This is a genomic window from Hydrogenovibrio sp. (genome assembly GCF_049975065.1).
Taxonomy (GTDB): Bacteria; Pseudomonadota; Gammaproteobacteria; order Thiomicrospirales; family Thiomicrospiraceae; genus Hydrogenovibrio.
This window is the reverse complement of record NZ_JBNGDN010000047.1, coordinates 1-14,934: the sequence shown is the minus strand read 5'-3', so window position 1 is coordinate 14,934 and position 14,934 is coordinate 1. Positions and strand designations below refer to the sequence as shown.

Sequence of the window (14,934 nt, the reverse complement as noted above, 5' to 3'; positions counted from 1 at the left end):
GTCGTGGTCTTGGTGAACGGTGGGTTCGGGTGTGTTGGACATAATGAACGGCCTGCTGAATGGATTGTGTTAGACAACTCTAGCAAAAATACGCAACCAAGTCACTTCGTGATTTTCGGCCAGGCCTAGGGAAAAGCTTATTTTAGCCACCAAGACACAGAGGCACAGAGTTTTTAGAAAAACGGTGTCGTCCTGACCGAAGCGGAAGTATCTCACGCCGACAAACGTAAACCGTTCAAACAGTGCCAACCACGCTTGGGATGAAAATCCGGTCAGTTCTGGTGGGTTGGCGTAGAATAGGGGGCACGCGACGGTGTTGGAGACTTTCGTGTCCTTCTTTGGTTTAAACAGGTGAATCTTTGTTATTAGGCCGTTGGTTTCAAATTTAATACGTATTTTTGATGTGGGTGCCCATAATGGTATGGGGGATCAAGAACGGCGTATGCTTCGCTTTGTCAATCTGACCGCTGCGGCCATGATGGTGCCGGCGATTGTTGGTCCTTTGTTTTATCTGTCTGTTTTGCTGTTTCGTCCGGAATTGGATGCGCCTTTATGGCAAGGCTTGGTGCCGCTTTTTCAATTTTTGATGGCATTTGGGGTCTTTTTTCTTAATGCATGGCACCGTTACCGCAGTGCGAAATTATTGATTATCTTCTCTGGGTTGACCACGATTACCCTGATGGGGTTACTGTTCCAGCAGGCGGGCGGTGATTCGCTGTTTTTCTTGGTGGCACCGATTGCGATTTTTCTGTTTTTGGGGCTGAATCGCTTTTCGATGCTGCTGAATATCACCGTGTTCTGTATTTACCTGGGCGTGAATTATTTTCACAACCACTTTCCGCCGATTGCGCCCATGCCGGCGGCGCTGCTTCAGGTAAATTACACCATCAATCAGGCGATTATTTACCTGATGATCGGACTCTTGACCTACTTTCTCATTCGCTTGAATCAAGGGATGGAAGACCGCCTGCACAGGCTGATGGAAACCGATTCTTTGACGGGTTTATTCAATCGTCGCAAATACGATGTCTTTTCCCAAAATGCCTGCAGCCAAGCCTACCAAGACCAGACGCCGGTGTCGGTGATACTGTTGGATATTGATTACTTTAAAGCCTATAACGATACGTATGGCCATTTGGCGGCGGACGATTGTTTGGTGGAAGTGGCGGAGGTATTGAAAGCCTGCGTGCATCGTCGCACCGACATCGTTTCTCGCGTCGGAGGCGAGGAGTTTGTGGTGGTATTGATCAATACCGAATTGAAGGATACCGTCCATTTGGCACAGACGGTGTTGCAGCAGGTCGAAGCCAAGGGCTTGCCGCACGGGCAGTCCAAAGTGAAGCTGTATGTGACCCTCAGTGCCGGGGTGGCGAGTTGGATTCCCGTGCGGGAAAGCGATTTTTTTGATTTGTTTCATGCGGCGGATCAAAAATTGTATGAGGCGAAAGCCAAGGGGCGCAATCAGGTGGTGGCGTAAGCGATTTCGGGTTAAGATCGTTTGCAATAAATGCCCAGGCCTGGGTATTTTTGATTAAGATAGCAAGTGGAGGTGGACGGAAGCGCATGATGTTATGCAATACGCCATGCACTGCGTGATAAATATGAGACCGCTTCCCATTTTTCAAACACGATTTTGGCATTTAATCGTCTCGCACTCATTAAAGGAGGGACTCCCATGCACCAATCATCATTTTTAGGAACCGTATCACTGGCCGTTGTGTTTGCCGTGGCTCTAAGCGGCTGCAGCGAGGATTCGGACACTTTAAACGAAGCGACATCCACCGATCAGCCGGTGATTACCAGCGACAACCACCCTAATACGGTGCCTTCGGCTGAAAAGCAAGCTTCCACCATGGATGTAAAGACACCGGCACCGGTGCAATCGCCGTCTAAAGGGACTCCTCAGTCAACGGCCGACTCAACACCGGAATCGGCTTCGATGCTGTCAAAAGCAGAGGCCATGACTGAAAATACCATGAATACAGTGGAAACGGCTGCGAAAAATGCGGTTGATAGCGTAGAGGAAAAAGTCGATTCCGTCACGGAATCATTGACAACTTCATCGTCTGAGGCAAGCGAAGTGACCGAAGTGGTTGAGGTGGTTGAACCAGTGACGGCTTCGCCATCTGGATCGGATCTCTATGCGACCTGCGTCGGTTGTCATGGCGCTAACGGCGAAGGCGGTGTGGGGCCGAAATTGGCGGGGCAATCTAAAGACGATCTGGTGGCGCTGTTGCAGAAATACAAAGCCGGTGAGCAGGTCGGTGCCATGAGTGCGATGATGATTCCCAATGCACAACAGCTCTCGGACGACGATATTGTCATTGTTTCCGAGTACATTACGACATTTAAATAACCCATCCGCACACATTTGGGTTAAGATTTTGACGTTCATTTATTCTAAAAGGAGAACAAAAGTATGTTGAATGATACCGGCAAAAACACCTTGAACCGACCGTCACTATGGCTGGCGATGTGCCTCTCTTTTGGGGCGCTGACCTTGACGGGTTGAAGCGAGGACTCGGACGACAAAGTGAACCAGAGTTTGGAGGAGGCGAAAGAATCGGCTTCCGATACCTTGTCCAATCTGAAAGAGGCGGCCGATGAATCGGCTAAGTCGCTGAACGAGAAAGCCAAGGAATTTCAAGAGTCTCTTGATAAAGAAGCCAGTGATCGTTAAACGACTCTAATGGGCGGATTAGATAACCGTCTGTGCGTCCGTTTGACGTCCTTGTAGCCCGCCCGAGTGATACAGCACCACCTTCGCTCCGCGCGGGATTTTTTGTGCCTGCAGTTCTTGCAGAAAGCCGAAAACCAGCTTAGCCGTGTAAATCGGATCCAACAGCAGCTGAAACTGGCTTTCAAACCAATGTTGAGTCGCCTGTATTTCAGCTGAGGTTCGTCCGTAGCCTGCCCCCGCGTAGTGCGTCAACAGACGCCATTGAACGGTTCCGCCAGATTGATGTGGGAGACCACAAAGCCGTTCGATGTCGCCGATCAGGGAGTCGGCTTGGTTGAGCGTAGCGATGCCGAAAAGCTGCCGTGTTCTCGAACGCGGTGCGAATTTGACCAGGCCTGCCAGAGTGCCGCCGGTGCCGACGGCGGTGTAAAGATGCGTCCAGTCGGGGCATTGGCGCTCAATTGTTTCACTGAGCTCGGCAAAGCCATTAACCGCCAGAGCATTGGTGCCGCCTTCCGGCAAGATATAGGCGTTTGGGTGTTTGTCGGTCAACTGGTTAAGAAAATGGAAGTCGTTTTTGCGCCGGTAATCTGCGCGGGATAAAAACTGCAGTTGCATACCGTTTTGCTGGGCGGTGCGCAAGGTGTGGCTCCAACGCTCCGGTTTCCCCGCCAGTTCGTCGCCGCGAATGTAGCCGATGGTATCCAATCCAAAGGCTTCTCCGGCCGCGGCGGTGGCGGCAATGTGGTTGGAATAAGCGCCGCCAAATGTCAGTAATGCGGTGTGTCCGGCGGCGCTGGCGGCTTGCAGGTTGTGCTTGAGTTTGTGCCATTTGTTCCCTTGAACGCTCGGGTGATTGAGGTCATCACGCTTGATCCACACCGCAATGCCGTGTTGGGCGAACAGCGGGTGCGCTAGGGGCTGAAGTGGGGTGGTAACCTTTGGCCAAGCTGAGGATAAGGGATGGGAGTGGGTCAATGGATTACCTTGTCTTGTAAGGGCTTTGCAAATCTTGGCCGCTTTTTCAAAAAGCCAATCGGGTTTCTTCTATAATAGCCGGATTCTCGGCGGGATGAAGGCGATGCCCGTTTATTTTAACAATCTATTATCTCGAATGCATTTGGCCGATTGTTTCATAAAGTTTCACGAATAGGAGCTTGTTCGGTTGGGTCGCTATTCGGGCTAGAACCGTTTTAACCGGTGGAACCTAAAATTTTATTCTCATCTATGCGAAAACTATCTGCTTCTGAACTCTACCGCTTTACCCAAATTAATGCCGAAAAATTTCAATTTTCGGAGTCCGATACCAAAGAATTTATGCAGCGGTTTCATCCGCGTGCCTTTCAGTCACTGAACTTTGGCTTGCATTTAAAACGCAATCAAAACCATATTTTCATTATGGGCGAGCCGGGGGTCGGCCGGATTGGCATGACCAAAACCCTATTGCGCGAAGCCGCCAAACGTAAAGAGGTGCCGCAGGATGTGGTGCTGGTGTCGGATTTTAAAGAAGCCAATAAAACACAATATTTGTATTTTGCGCCAGGCCACGGTTATGGCTTTAAGCAGGCGATGGAGGAGCTCATTACCCAGCTGAAAACTCAGTTGCCGGTGGTGTTTGACGGCCATGCGTATCAGCTGAAGAATCAGCAGTTGGAAAATGAGCTGGCACAAAAGCAGGAAAGTGCGTTGGAACCGGCTTTGGATTTGGCCGAGTCTTTAAGCATTGAAGTGCAGCAGAACGAAAACAGCTTTGTATTGTATGCGGTGGTGGAAGGCGAACGGTTGCGCATGGCCGATCTGAAAAAACTGGATGAGCCGTTACAGCGTCACTTTATGGATGGACTGGATCAGGTTGAAGAAGCGCTGAATAAAGGGCTGACGCACTTTCCGTTTTTACAGCATGAGTTTATGGAAGCGGGCAAAAAGCTGAATACGCAAGTGGCCAATGAACATTTAGCGCCCTTGATCGATGCGTTGAAAATGGAGTTTGGTGAAAACCCACCCATCAACGACTACCTTGAGGCTTTGAAAGAGGCCATCGTATCGAAGCTGCATCTGTTTTGGGATCAGTCCGCCGAACAGGTGACCAGTGCCGCTCAGACGTCCATGGAGGAGTTGCTGGCGGAGCAGTCGAGTATGTCGGTGTTTGAAGTGAATTTGCTGATCGATCAGCGCGGCCTGCAGCATGCGCCGGTGATTTACGAACAAAACGCCACCATGCCCAAGCTGTTCGGGTACACCATTAATTCCGCCAGTGCCAACGCCACCGATACCCTGACGCTGGCCATGAACCATCAGGCCGGTCTTTTGCAGAAAGCCAACGGCGGTTTTCTGATGCTGAGCGTGCAGTCGGTGCTGAAAGACCCGGAAGTCTGGTCGAACCTGAAAGCGGCCTTAATGAGCAAGCGGCTGACATTTGAAATTCCGTCTTCCAGCAGTGTGGTGCCTTATCACCTGCCGGACTATCCGCTGGATGTGACTTTGGTGCTGATCGGTCAGGCACAGCATTTTTATGCCTTACAAGAAATCGATGCCCAGTTTAATCGCTTGTTTAAGGTGCAAGTGGAATTTGAGGTGGAGCTGGAGCGCACCCCTGATCACGAACTGGTGTTGGCCAAACAGTTGGCCAGTGAAGTGGCGGCCTGGGAAGATTTGCCGGTGCATGCTTCGGCGCTGGAGCGGCTAATTGAATACGCCTCGCGTCTGGTGGAATCGCAGAATCGGCTTTACACCAATAAAGCCATTCTGCGTGATGTTTTGGCTGAAGCCAATGCCTTTGCCCGAGCGCATAATGAGGCCGAGGTGACGCGTGAAATCATTGAAGCGACGATTTTGCAACGCGATTTCCACACCGGTTTGATGGAGGATTATTACCATCGTGCCATTATTGAAGAGCAGGTGTTGATTCGAGTGACGGGTTATCATATCGGCATGGTGAATGCCCTGACAGTCTTGACGGTCGGTCGCCAGTCCTTCGGCCAGCCGGTGCGCATTACCGCTCAGGCGGCGGCCGGAGATGAAGGGGTGGTGGACATTGAGCGTGAAATTGAAATGGCCGGGCCGATTCATTCTAAAGGAATGTTGATTCTCTCGGGGTATGTGCGTGGCCGTTATATGAAACACAAATCTATGGGCTTCAGCGCGTCCATCGTGATGGAGCAGACTTATGACGGTGTGGAGGGCGACAGCGCCTCTTCGGCGGAACTGCTGGCATTGATTTCCTCCATGGCGCAGGTGCCGTTGCGTCAGGATATTGCGGTTACCGGATCGGTGAATCAGTTTGGCGAGGTTCAACCCATCGGCGGCGTCAATGAAAAAATTGAAGGCTTCTTTAAAATCTGCAAAGCACGTGGTTTAACGCGACAGCAGGGCGTCATCATTCCCGAGGCCAATACCAAACATCTGATGTTGAATGCGGAAGTGCGCGAGGCCGTGACCAACGGCGATTTTCACATTTATGCCATGAGTCACATTGATGATGCTTTAGGGTTATTGACCGAACAGCCGGTCGGGCAGGAAGACGCCGACGGGCACTTTCCGACCGGCAGCGTGCATGCACGGGTCATGCAGAATTTAGCCAAAATGAACGAAAAGGATGGCGAGCACGACGCAGACTGAGTTTTCTGGGCTTTGGGTGAGTCACTGAGCGGGTCCGGGTTTCAGGCGTCGCGATTGAGAAACGACACAGTGAACTGGGCGTGACGTTATAACGGCGGGCTGGGAGGTTCGCGGCGTTGTTGCATACGTTTTTCCCAGGAACGCCTTACGTGAATTTTCCAGAAAAGGTGCAGGCCGAAATAGCTGCTGATGGCTAACACCGTGCCCACCACAAAACTGCCAAGATACAGCGGCATCCAGAGCTCGCCAAGGGTGGTGGTGATCCATTGCCAGCTCATTTCGAAATGCAGTGATTCTTGCGCGTTGGCCCCGAGAATCCAAGTACCGACCAGATAATTGAAGTAGAAAATCGGCGGCATGGTCAAGGGGTTGCTGATCCACACCAGCGCCACGCTCAGTGGCAGGTTGGCGCGAATCAGGATGGCGGTAATCGCCGAGGTCACCATTTGCGACGGGATAGGAATGGCCATCCAGAAAAGTCCGTTGGCAAAGGCTTTCGCGGTGTTATGGCGGTGAATGTGCCATAAGTTCGGATTGGCGATCCACTTGGCCAGAAACCCCAAGCCTTTCATGTTTTTTACCCTATCTGGGTGGGGGGCGTATTTTTTAAAGATTTTTTTGGGCATATGTTTCGTTACTTTGTACTGGGGTTTATCGTTAGTGTTTATGCCTTCTATCAGCTGGGGCACTGGCCAAGTGTGACCACACTGGCATGGGCTTCGCTGATGTTGGTGGGAGCCTTGGCGTGGGGGGAGATTCGCAATCGCGCTTCCCGCCAGGCCTGGCGGATGCGTTGGCCTGTGCCCACCCGGATTTCGGCCCTTTTTACCCAGTTGGGGAGGGGGTTGAATGCGATTATTATAGGACTTCTTTTTGGCTATATCTGGGTATTTTTACATTCTTTTTTGACAGACAGATTACCCGATTCGGTTTTTTTCAAACCCGTGACGGTGGTGGGGCAGGTGGTGGGGTTGCCGCAGGTGTCCGCGCTGGATTCCAGCGGCGAGCGCCAGCGGGTGAAGTTCACCCTGGTCTTGCAGCGTTTAACGGTTCATGGAGACGTTCAGGGTGCCAGTGAGCGCACGTTTCATTTTGACCAGGCCTGGTCGTTTCGGCCACCGAAAATACAGTTAAGCTGGTATCAGCAAACCGCTCATTCCAAGCGTAATCGCGTCTTGCCGCCTGAGGTTTCCAGCGGTGACGTCTGGCGCTTTCAAATCAAGCTCAAACCCCGTCATGCCAGCCTCAATCCCGGTGCCTTTGACTACGAAACCTATTTGTTTCAAAAGGGGATTGAAGGTTACGGTTATGTCTTGACCCGTGACAGCCCGCCCGAGCGATTGTCGCAAGCCGGTGTGTTCGGAATGCGTCAGGCTTTGGCGCAGCATCTGAAAGCGGTGTTTTCCGAGTCGCCTTTCAGTGGTATTTTTCAGGCGTTAATCGACGGCGATAAACGTGATATTTCCGCCGAAGACTGGACCTTGTTACAGGCCACCGGCACCATTCACCTGATGGCGATTTCCGGGCTGCACGTTGCCATAGTGGCGGGCTTGGGGTTTGCGCTCTTTGGCTGGGTGTGGCGATTAGGCATTCGCTTTAACGCTTGGCGCTGGTGGCAGGCAACGCCGAAAAGCGTGTTTGCGGTTTGGGGCGGTATTTTGGCGGCCACGCTCTATATGGCGATGGCGGGGTTTGCCATTCCCACCCAGCGGGCTTGGTTGATGGTGGTGAGCGGGTTGGTGTTTTTATTGATTCGCCGTAAGTTCCAGCCCTGGTCGGCTTTGGCATTGGCGGCGTTTTTGGTGGTGTTGTGGCATCCGCCATCCGTCTTGAGTCAGGGGTTCTGGTTGTCGTTTATGGCGGTGGCGATTATATTTGTTATGCTCAGTTGGCCACGAGTGGCGGGCGCCTCCGGTGTGCAAAAACTATTGTGGCTGCAGCTGGGGTTGACACTTGGGTTGGCACCGGCCTTGGTCGGCTATTATCATCAGCTGGCCTTGAGCAGTTTTTTGGCGAATCTGGTGGCGGTGCCGTTTGTCAGTGTGATTGGCTTGCCGCTGTTGTTTGTGACGGTTTTGGTGAGTTGGGTGAGTGATGCCCTGACGGCCTGGCTGATGGCGCTGAACGATACGCTCTGGCAAGGGCTTTGGTGGGGGTTGCAAGCCTTGTCCGAGCGGCTGGGGTTTTGGGTTATCGGTCAGCTTGAGGCTTGGCAGTTAGTGGCACTTTACGCTCTGCCGGTTACGCTTTGGTGGCTTTGGCGAAGCGGGCTCCAGCCCCGCGACCGAATCGCCCTTTTCACTAGGCCTGGTGAAAAAGGGGGGTCTGATCGCAGAGGCGCTGGTTTGCACAGGGTGGCTTTGTCGGCGACTTTTGTTGCGATCTTCTCTGCGGTGTGGCTGGCGGTCATCTTATGGCCGAGCGACAACAAAGCGCGGCTGCTTCCCGGTGAGTTTCGCGTGACGGTATTGGATGTCGGCCAAGCGCAGGCGCTGGTGTTTGAAACCGACAGCGCCACCGTCGTCTACGATACCGGAGCCAAATGGAGCGATAAAATGGACGGTGCGAAAATGGCACTGCTGCCCTATCTTAAATCCCGGGGACGCGATTGGGTCGATGTGTTGATTGTCAGTCATTCGGACAGCGATCATGCCGGTGGCGTCGTGTCGTTGCTGAAAGGCGTTGGGGTGGGCACGGCGGTTTCGGGGCAGGCGGCCGTTTTGAATGACCGCTGGCTGGCCGCCGATGGTGACACACCGGTGTTTCAGGCGTGCGAATACGACCAGGCCTGGTCGTTTTCCGGTGTACGCTTTGAAATTCTGTCCCCCGCTCAAGGGCTGCCGCAAGCCACCAATGACAATGACGCTTCCTGTGTGCTTCGGGTGACTAACGGCGTGGGGTCGGTGCTGGTGCCCGGCGATGTCACCGAGCGGATGGAAAAGCCGATGGTGGCGCGTTACGGTGCGCAATTGCAGGCGGACTTATTGGTGGCCGGACATCACGGCAGCCGCTCATCGACTTCCCAGGCCTGGTTGAATGCGGTCAAACCGGAGGAGGTGGTGTTTTCCAGCGGGTTTGCCAATCGTTTTCATTTCCCCAGTCAAACGGTGCTCAAACGTTTGGCCGATCACGGCATCCCGTGGCAAAATACCGCTTGTCAGGGGGCGATTCAGTATAAAATAACGCTCAATGCCCAGTCGCCATTGCAACCTTTAAGCCGGGCGCGGTCGGAGCGGTCGCGCTGGTATGCCCATTCGTGCGAAGCCTTTGCCGAAACGCGCGACAAAGCGGGTTCCAGGTGGCTGCCGTGACCGACATTAAATTTCGTGGCGCTCTTGTGGGTGCCCTTAATAACGTCAGATAGAGGAAGTGATTCAAACATGAGCTGGCCGACCTTTTGGTTTCAATCGCCCAAGCATTCCTGGAAAACCGCTCTGTTGTGGCCTTTCGGCAAGCTGGTGTGTGCGGTGGCGGCCAGACGGCTGGCCGGGTTTGAAAAAAAACCGCCGATTCGTCGCAGTCGGGCGCTGGTGATTGTGGTCGGCAATATCGTGGTGGGCGGCACGGGCAAAACCCCGTTTATTCAATGGCTGGGACGAGAATTAAACGCGCACGGCATCCGTTACGGCATCGTCAGCCGCGGTTATGGCGGTCAATCACGCCATTGGCCGCAGTGGGTGACGGAACATTCCGATCCGCAAATGGTGGGGGACGAACCGGTGCTGCTGGCGCATTCATTACAGTGCCCGCTGGCGGTGTCGCCCAAGCGACCCGAAGCCATTGAACTGCTGGAATCCAAGTACGATCTGGATGTGATTATCAGTGACGACGGTTTGCAGCATTATGCGATGGCGCGCGACATGGAAATCGTGTTGATGGATGCGCAGCGCCTGCTGGGCAACGGTTTGTGTTTGCCCGCCGGCCCCTTGCGGGAGCCGAAGCGCCGCCTGGCGCAAGTGGATTATGTGGTGTGGAATGGTGGCGAGGCTGAAGAACTGCATTCGGAGCGCAGCACGGTCATGGCGCTGGAGCCTTATCAATTTCGTCTGGTGGCCAAGCCGGACATGACCTTGCCGTTACAAGCCTTTCAAGGCGAAATGGTGAATGCGGTGGCGGGCATTGGCGCACCGGAACGATTTTTTGAAACCCTGCGCGATTTGCAGATCTCGGCCAAAACCCGGGCGTTTGACGATCATCATGGCTTTCAGCGAAACGACTTTGAAGAATTTGAACACTCAAAACCCTTGCTTATGACGGAGAAAGATGCGGTAAAATGTCGCACTTTCGCGGAAGCCAATTGGTGGTATCTGGAGCTGAGACCCGTTTGTCCAGACAATTTTCGCCAGTCATTGTTGCAGGCACTCGGACACTATGATTTTGTGATTTGAACGCTCGCCTTTTCAACTAAAACAGAGGAAAACCGTCTTTATGGATCCGAAACTACTTGATATTCTGGTGTGTCCGGTCACCAAAACCGCGTTGCAGTTCGACAAGGAAAAGCAGGAATTGGTTTCCACTGCCGCCAACTTGGCCTATCCGGTTCGCGACGGCATTCCGATTATGTTGGAAAATGAAGCCCGTGAATTAACACCGGATGAAAAAGAACATTACATCAAACTGAAACGTTAAGCCAAACGGCTTAGTGTTTGATTGAGAGACGCTGCACACGCTATGTCATTTACCGTCATTATTCCCGCTCGTTATGAATCTTCCCGCCTGCCCGGAAAGCCCTTAATGGACATCAACGGCCATCCGATGATTGCCTGGACCTGGATGCAGGCCAAAAACGCCGGTGCCGAGCGGGTGGTGATTGCCACTGAGAGTGCCCGCGTCAAAGCGGCGTGCGAAGGGTTTGGCGCGGAAGTGTGTTTGACTTCCGATCAGCATCAGTCCGGTACGGAGCGCATTGCCGAGGTGGTGACTCAGTTGGGATTGGCCGATGACGAGATTATTGTGAACGTGCAGGGCGACGAACCCATGTTGCCGCCAACGCTGATTCATCAAGTTGCGGCGGCGCTGGAGCAGCATCCGCAGACGCTGATGGCCACGCTGTGCGAACCCATTGAGGAGGTGGAAACGGTGTTTGATCCTCACGCAGTGAAGGTGATTCGCGATGCCGAGGATTATGCGCTCAATTTTACCCGTGCGCCCATGCCCTGGTCGCGGGACACCTTCGGTGACGATACGCGAACGCTGCCGAACAACTGGGCTTACAAGCGCCACATCGGCCTGTACGCTTACCGCGCCGGGTTTGTGAAGCGTTATGTGGCCTGGCCGGAATGCGCTTTGGAGCAGGTGGAAAAGCTGGAACAACTCCGGGTGTTGTGGCACGGCGAGCGGATTCTGGTGCTGGATGCGGCTTGCGATGCCGGGGTGGGCGTCGATACCCCAAACGACTTGATGCGGGTGCGCGCCAAAATGGCCACGTCGGTGTTTGAAGTGGTTCGTTCAGGTGCCGATGATGAGTAAGTTGCTGAATATCATGACGGTGATCGCACTGATCTACTTTGTCTATTGGATGTTCAAACGCCATTTACGGCATCGCAAAATGCGGGCGCAAGGCTTTGAAGTCAAGGATGACGGCTTGCGTCCCATTACCGTCTTGAGCATTGTCATGGTGGTAATGTACGGGGCTTATTTGCTGTATTTTGTGTTCGGACAAATGTCAGCGGATTCCTAGCGGTTATTTCGCGTTCCCCTATTCGTTGTTCTTATATTCCCTCCCCATAAGCCTTACGCGCTTTATCCAATGTCTGGCAGACATCGGGAAGCGCTTGGATAAACCGTGCCGTTGGGCGTTGCAGCCAGTCGCTGTTCAGCGGGTAAATCTGCTGTTTTTCCACCGCCGCCAAGCCGGGTATGGTTTGCCAGGCCTGCAGCCAAAGCCGTTGCTGGTTGGCTTCGCCGCCGAGTAGAATCACTTGCGGGTCGGCGCGTAAAATACTTTCCAATCCCACTTCGGCCGACAGGCTCGGCAAGTCGGCAAACACGTTGCGACCGTGACAGACTTCAATGCCTTGGCTGATGAATTGTGCGCCGTTCACGGTGATATAGGGTTTTCCCCAGACCTGGTAGAACACCGAAATGGGCGCGGCCTGCCGATAGTGTTGTCTGAGTTTGGCCAGGGTGTCTGTCAGTGTCTGTGCCACCGCTGTGGCCTGCGCTTCGGTTCCGGCGATTTCGCCGATGGTGCGAATTTGTAGCGGAATGTCTTCCAGTCGGTGTATGTCGGTGATGCGAAGCGTGTGCCCAAGTTGCGCTAATTTTTTCAGGTCTCGTGGGCGATTGCCGGACGACCAGCCCAGTATCAGGTCGGGCCGCAAAGCGATGATTTTTTCAATATTTAAATGGCTGTAGTTGCCCACGGTCGGCAGACGTTGAGCCTCGCTGGGGTAGTCTGAATGCTCGATGACGCCCACCAGCTTGTCTCCGGCACCGGCGCTGAAAACCAGTTCCGTCAGGTGCGGAGCCAGAGTAATAATACGCTGTGCTGTGCGCGGTTCGGTGAGTTGATCGTTGGAAAATCCCCAGGCCTGGGTAATCGACCCAAACCCGCCCAGTAGGATTGCAAAACAGAACGCCACCCGCCGTTGGCGACGCCACCGCCACAACAGGGATTGCGCCATCAGTAGTCCACGCCTTTTTGCGCTTTGATGCCCGCGGTGTAAGCGTGTTTTTCATCGCGGATATCGGAAACGGTGTCGGCGATGTCGCGCAATTGCGCCGTGGCAGAGCGTCCGGTGACCACCAGATGTTGCTGGGGCGGCCGCGCGATCAGGGCGTCAAGAACCGTGTCTTGATCGAGATAATCGTAACTGAGCAAATAGGTGAGTTCGTCCAGAACCACCAGGTCGTAATCGGCGTCAGTGAGCATCGTCAGCGCGACCTGCCAGCCTTTTTGGGAGGTGTCCATGTCCTGCTGACGGTCTTGGGTGTCCCAAGTGAAGCCGTCACCGAGCACGTGCCACTCGCAATTGGGCTGGGCACTGAAAAAAGCCTCTTCACCGGTGTCGGTGCGGCTTTTAATAAACTGGCAGACGCCGACTTTCAAGCCGTGCCCCAGTGCGCGCGCCACCATGCCGAAGGCGGAGGTAGACTTGCCTTTGCCGTTTCCGGTCATCACGATCATCACGCCTTTTTCGTTTTGCGCTCGGGCGATGCTGGCGTCAATCTGGGCTTTTTTACGCGCCATGCGCAGGCTGTGATAGTGGTTTCGTTTGTCTTGCGGTGTTTCGGATGCTTCTGACATACGATTGGTTCTCTTGTTTAAAACTGACCGCGCGCACCAAAGGACACGCGGGTGCCGCCGTTGCCGTAAACATAGGCGGGGGTTTCGCCGTCCGCCTCATAGGCCGACACGGCGCTGGTGTAGTCGTCGTTAAACAGGTTAATCACTTTGCCGTAAACGCTAAAGTGTTGCGTCACGGCATAGTCGGCGGTGAGGTCGGTGACGAAATAGTCGCCGATTTGGGCACCTTGTTTGTCCGCTTTGTCATACATGGTGCCAATATAGCGCGTTTCCCAGCCAAGGTGTAGGCGTGCCAGGCTGTAGTTGTCGATTTGAATTGAGGCCTGCTGTTCCGGCCGATGGCTGAGCCATTGACCATCGTCGTTTTTGGCGCTCTGGTAGGTGTAGCCGAGCTTTAAATCGGTGTTGATGGCGGCAATGTCGGTTTGATAAGTGGCTTCCACCCCGCTGAATTTTGATTTGCCGGACAGGTTTTCATAGTAATCATCCGGCCAGGTGCCGCCGTAATGGATGAGATGTTTGGTTTCCGTCTGGTAATAGGTCACTTCCAAGCCGTAAGCGCCCAAAGTGATGTCGTAGGCTTGGGTTTCTTCCGGCTGCAAGTCGTCGGTGGCACCATACGTCAGCTGGTAAAGCGTGGGGGCATTATAGGCGGTGCCAAGGTTGGCGCTGGCGAAAATGTCGGGGGTAAAGTAGTTTTTCAGACCGACTTTGCCGGTGACTTTATTGTCGAATTCGCTGAATTCGTCATAGCGCAAGGCTTGGGTGAAGATCAGGCGTTGCTCATTGAACTGATTGGTGTTGTTCAGCGCCACGCCGGTGTTGTAATCGTGTTGACGATCACCGGAATAGCGGTTGGTGCCTTCGAACTCCTTCGATGTCAGGCTGGCGGCCAGCCGCTGATGGGGGGCGTATTCGTAATGGCCTTTGGCACCGTATTCGGTCAGCTTGCCGTCATTAAACTGGTCGATTTCGTTTTCCAGCCAATAGACATTGGCTTGGAGCGCCGATTGCTCGTATTGATAGCTCAGTTTTTTAAGGGTGTTGCTGTAATCGCTCTCATAAAAGGGGCCGGAGGCCTGCGGGTCGGTAGCGCTGTCATAGTCGCTGTGGCTGCTGGTGTTTTTCAGATAGGCTTCCAGGCGGTGACCGGCCACCGGTTTGAAACCAAACCGGAGCGAGACATCGGTTTGTTGGAAGGCGTCGTTTTCCAGGCCATCGTTGCTGTGTCGATAGGGGCGCACGGCGGAAAAACCGTCGGTGGTCAGGTTCGAGAGGCTAAACAAAAAGTCGGCTTGCTGGCCGGACGCGCCGAGCACTGTATTGAATCTCTGGGTGTTGTAAGTGCCGCCTTCCAAGCTGAATTGCGCCACGTTTTGCGCTTTGC

The 14,934-nt window shown here is 53.7% G+C and carries 14 protein-coding genes; 9 read left to right on the top strand and 5 right to left on the bottom strand.

What is annotated here, in order from left to right; genetic code table 11:
• Nucleotides 1-442: 442 nt before the first annotated feature.
• The 3 genes from ACP5D0_RS06810 to ACP5D0_RS06800 all read left to right on the top strand — a co-directional run bounded on the left by ACP5D0_RS06810 (nt 443) and on the right by ACP5D0_RS06800 (nt 2,680).
• Nucleotides 443-1,477 carry a GGDEF domain-containing protein gene (locus tag ACP5D0_RS06810; RefSeq protein WP_472364912.1) on the top strand — a complete coding sequence of 345 codons (1,035 nt, stop codon included), beginning with the start codon at nt 443-445 and terminating at the stop codon, nt 1,475-1,477.
• Between the two features lie 198 nt (nt 1,478-1,675).
• Nucleotides 1,676-2,356, top strand: coding sequence for a c-type cytochrome (locus tag ACP5D0_RS06805; protein ID WP_472364911.1), 681 nt, complete (start codon nt 1,676-1,678; stop codon nt 2,354-2,356).
• A gap of 177 nt (nt 2,357-2,533) precedes the next feature.
• Nucleotides 2,534-2,680, top strand: a complete 147-nt coding sequence (locus ACP5D0_RS06800; protein ID WP_472364910.1) for a hypothetical protein — start codon at nt 2,534-2,536, stop codon at nt 2,678-2,680.
• Nucleotides 2,681-2,698: 18 nt separating this feature from the next.
• Here ACP5D0_RS06800 and ACP5D0_RS06795 read toward each other — a convergent pair whose 3' ends face one another.
• Nucleotides 2,699-3,658, bottom strand: a complete 960-nt coding sequence (locus ACP5D0_RS06795; protein WP_472364908.1) for a 1-aminocyclopropane-1-carboxylate deaminase/D-cysteine desulfhydrase — start codon at nt 3,656-3,658, stop codon at nt 2,699-2,701.
• A 249-nt stretch (nt 3,659-3,907) separates the two neighbouring features.
• Here ACP5D0_RS06795 and ACP5D0_RS06790 point away from each other — a divergent pair, with 249 nt between their 5' ends.
• Nucleotides 3,908-6,298 carry a Lon protease family protein gene (locus tag ACP5D0_RS06790; protein WP_472364907.1) on the top strand — a complete coding sequence of 797 codons (2,391 nt, stop codon included), beginning with the start codon at nt 3,908-3,910 and terminating at the stop codon, nt 6,296-6,298.
• An 86-nt stretch (nt 6,299-6,384) separates the two neighbouring features.
• Here the strand turns inward: ACP5D0_RS06790 and ACP5D0_RS06785 are convergent, their stop codons facing one another.
• Nucleotides 6,385-6,924 (bottom strand): DUF2062 domain-containing protein, encoded by a 540-nt coding sequence (locus ACP5D0_RS06785; protein ID WP_472364906.1) that lies wholly within the window; start codon nt 6,922-6,924, stop codon nt 6,385-6,387.
• Between ACP5D0_RS06785 and ACP5D0_RS06780 the strand changes: the two genes are divergently transcribed.
• From ACP5D0_RS06780 to ACP5D0_RS06760, 5 genes are all read left to right on the top strand, one after another.
• Nucleotides 6,925-9,609 carry a ComEC/Rec2 family competence protein gene (locus ACP5D0_RS06780; RefSeq protein WP_472364905.1) on the top strand — a complete coding sequence of 895 codons (2,685 nt, stop codon included), beginning with the start codon at nt 6,925-6,927 and terminating at the stop codon, nt 9,607-9,609.
• Nucleotides 9,610-9,678: 69 nt separating this feature from the next.
• Nucleotides 9,679-10,686 (top strand): tetraacyldisaccharide 4'-kinase, encoded by a 1,008-nt coding sequence (gene lpxK, locus ACP5D0_RS06775; protein ID WP_472364904.1) that lies wholly within the window; start codon nt 9,679-9,681, stop codon nt 10,684-10,686.
• A 40-nt stretch (nt 10,687-10,726) separates the two neighbouring features.
• Nucleotides 10,727-10,927: a Trm112 family protein gene (locus ACP5D0_RS06770; RefSeq protein WP_472364903.1), complete on the top strand. Its 201-nt coding sequence runs from the start codon at nt 10,727-10,729 to the stop codon at nt 10,925-10,927.
• 42 nt (nt 10,928-10,969) lie between these two features.
• On the top strand, nt 10,970-11,767 hold the full coding sequence (gene kdsB, locus ACP5D0_RS06765; RefSeq protein ID WP_472364902.1) for a 3-deoxy-manno-octulosonate cytidylyltransferase: 798 nt from the start codon (nt 10,970-10,972) through the stop codon (nt 11,765-11,767).
• Nucleotides 11,760-11,978 (top strand): hypothetical protein, encoded by a 219-nt coding sequence (locus ACP5D0_RS06760; RefSeq protein WP_472364901.1) that lies wholly within the window; start codon nt 11,760-11,762, stop codon nt 11,976-11,978. The genes kdsB and ACP5D0_RS06760 overlap by 8 nt, the downstream gene beginning before the upstream one ends.
• 31 nt (nt 11,979-12,009) lie before the next feature.
• Here ACP5D0_RS06760 and ACP5D0_RS06755 read toward each other — a convergent pair whose 3' ends face one another.
• The 3 genes from ACP5D0_RS06755 to ACP5D0_RS06745 all read right to left on the bottom strand — a co-directional run.
• Nucleotides 12,010-12,924 carry a cobalamin-binding protein gene (locus ACP5D0_RS06755; RefSeq protein ID WP_472364900.1) on the bottom strand — a complete coding sequence of 305 codons (915 nt, stop codon included), beginning with the start codon at nt 12,922-12,924 and terminating at the stop codon, nt 12,010-12,012.
• The gene (cobO, locus tag ACP5D0_RS06750) at nt 12,924-13,547 is read right to left on the bottom strand and encodes a cob(I)yrinic acid a,c-diamide adenosyltransferase (RefSeq protein ID WP_472364899.1); all 624 of its coding nucleotides are present in this window, start codon (nt 13,545-13,547) and stop codon (nt 12,924-12,926) included. Before cobO ends, ACP5D0_RS06755 begins: the two co-directional genes overlap by 1 nt.
• 17 nt (nt 13,548-13,564) lie before the next feature.
• A partial coding sequence (locus tag ACP5D0_RS06745; RefSeq protein ID WP_472364898.1) for a TonB-dependent receptor plug domain-containing protein occupies nt 13,565-14,934 on the bottom strand: 1,370 nt, incomplete at its 5' end.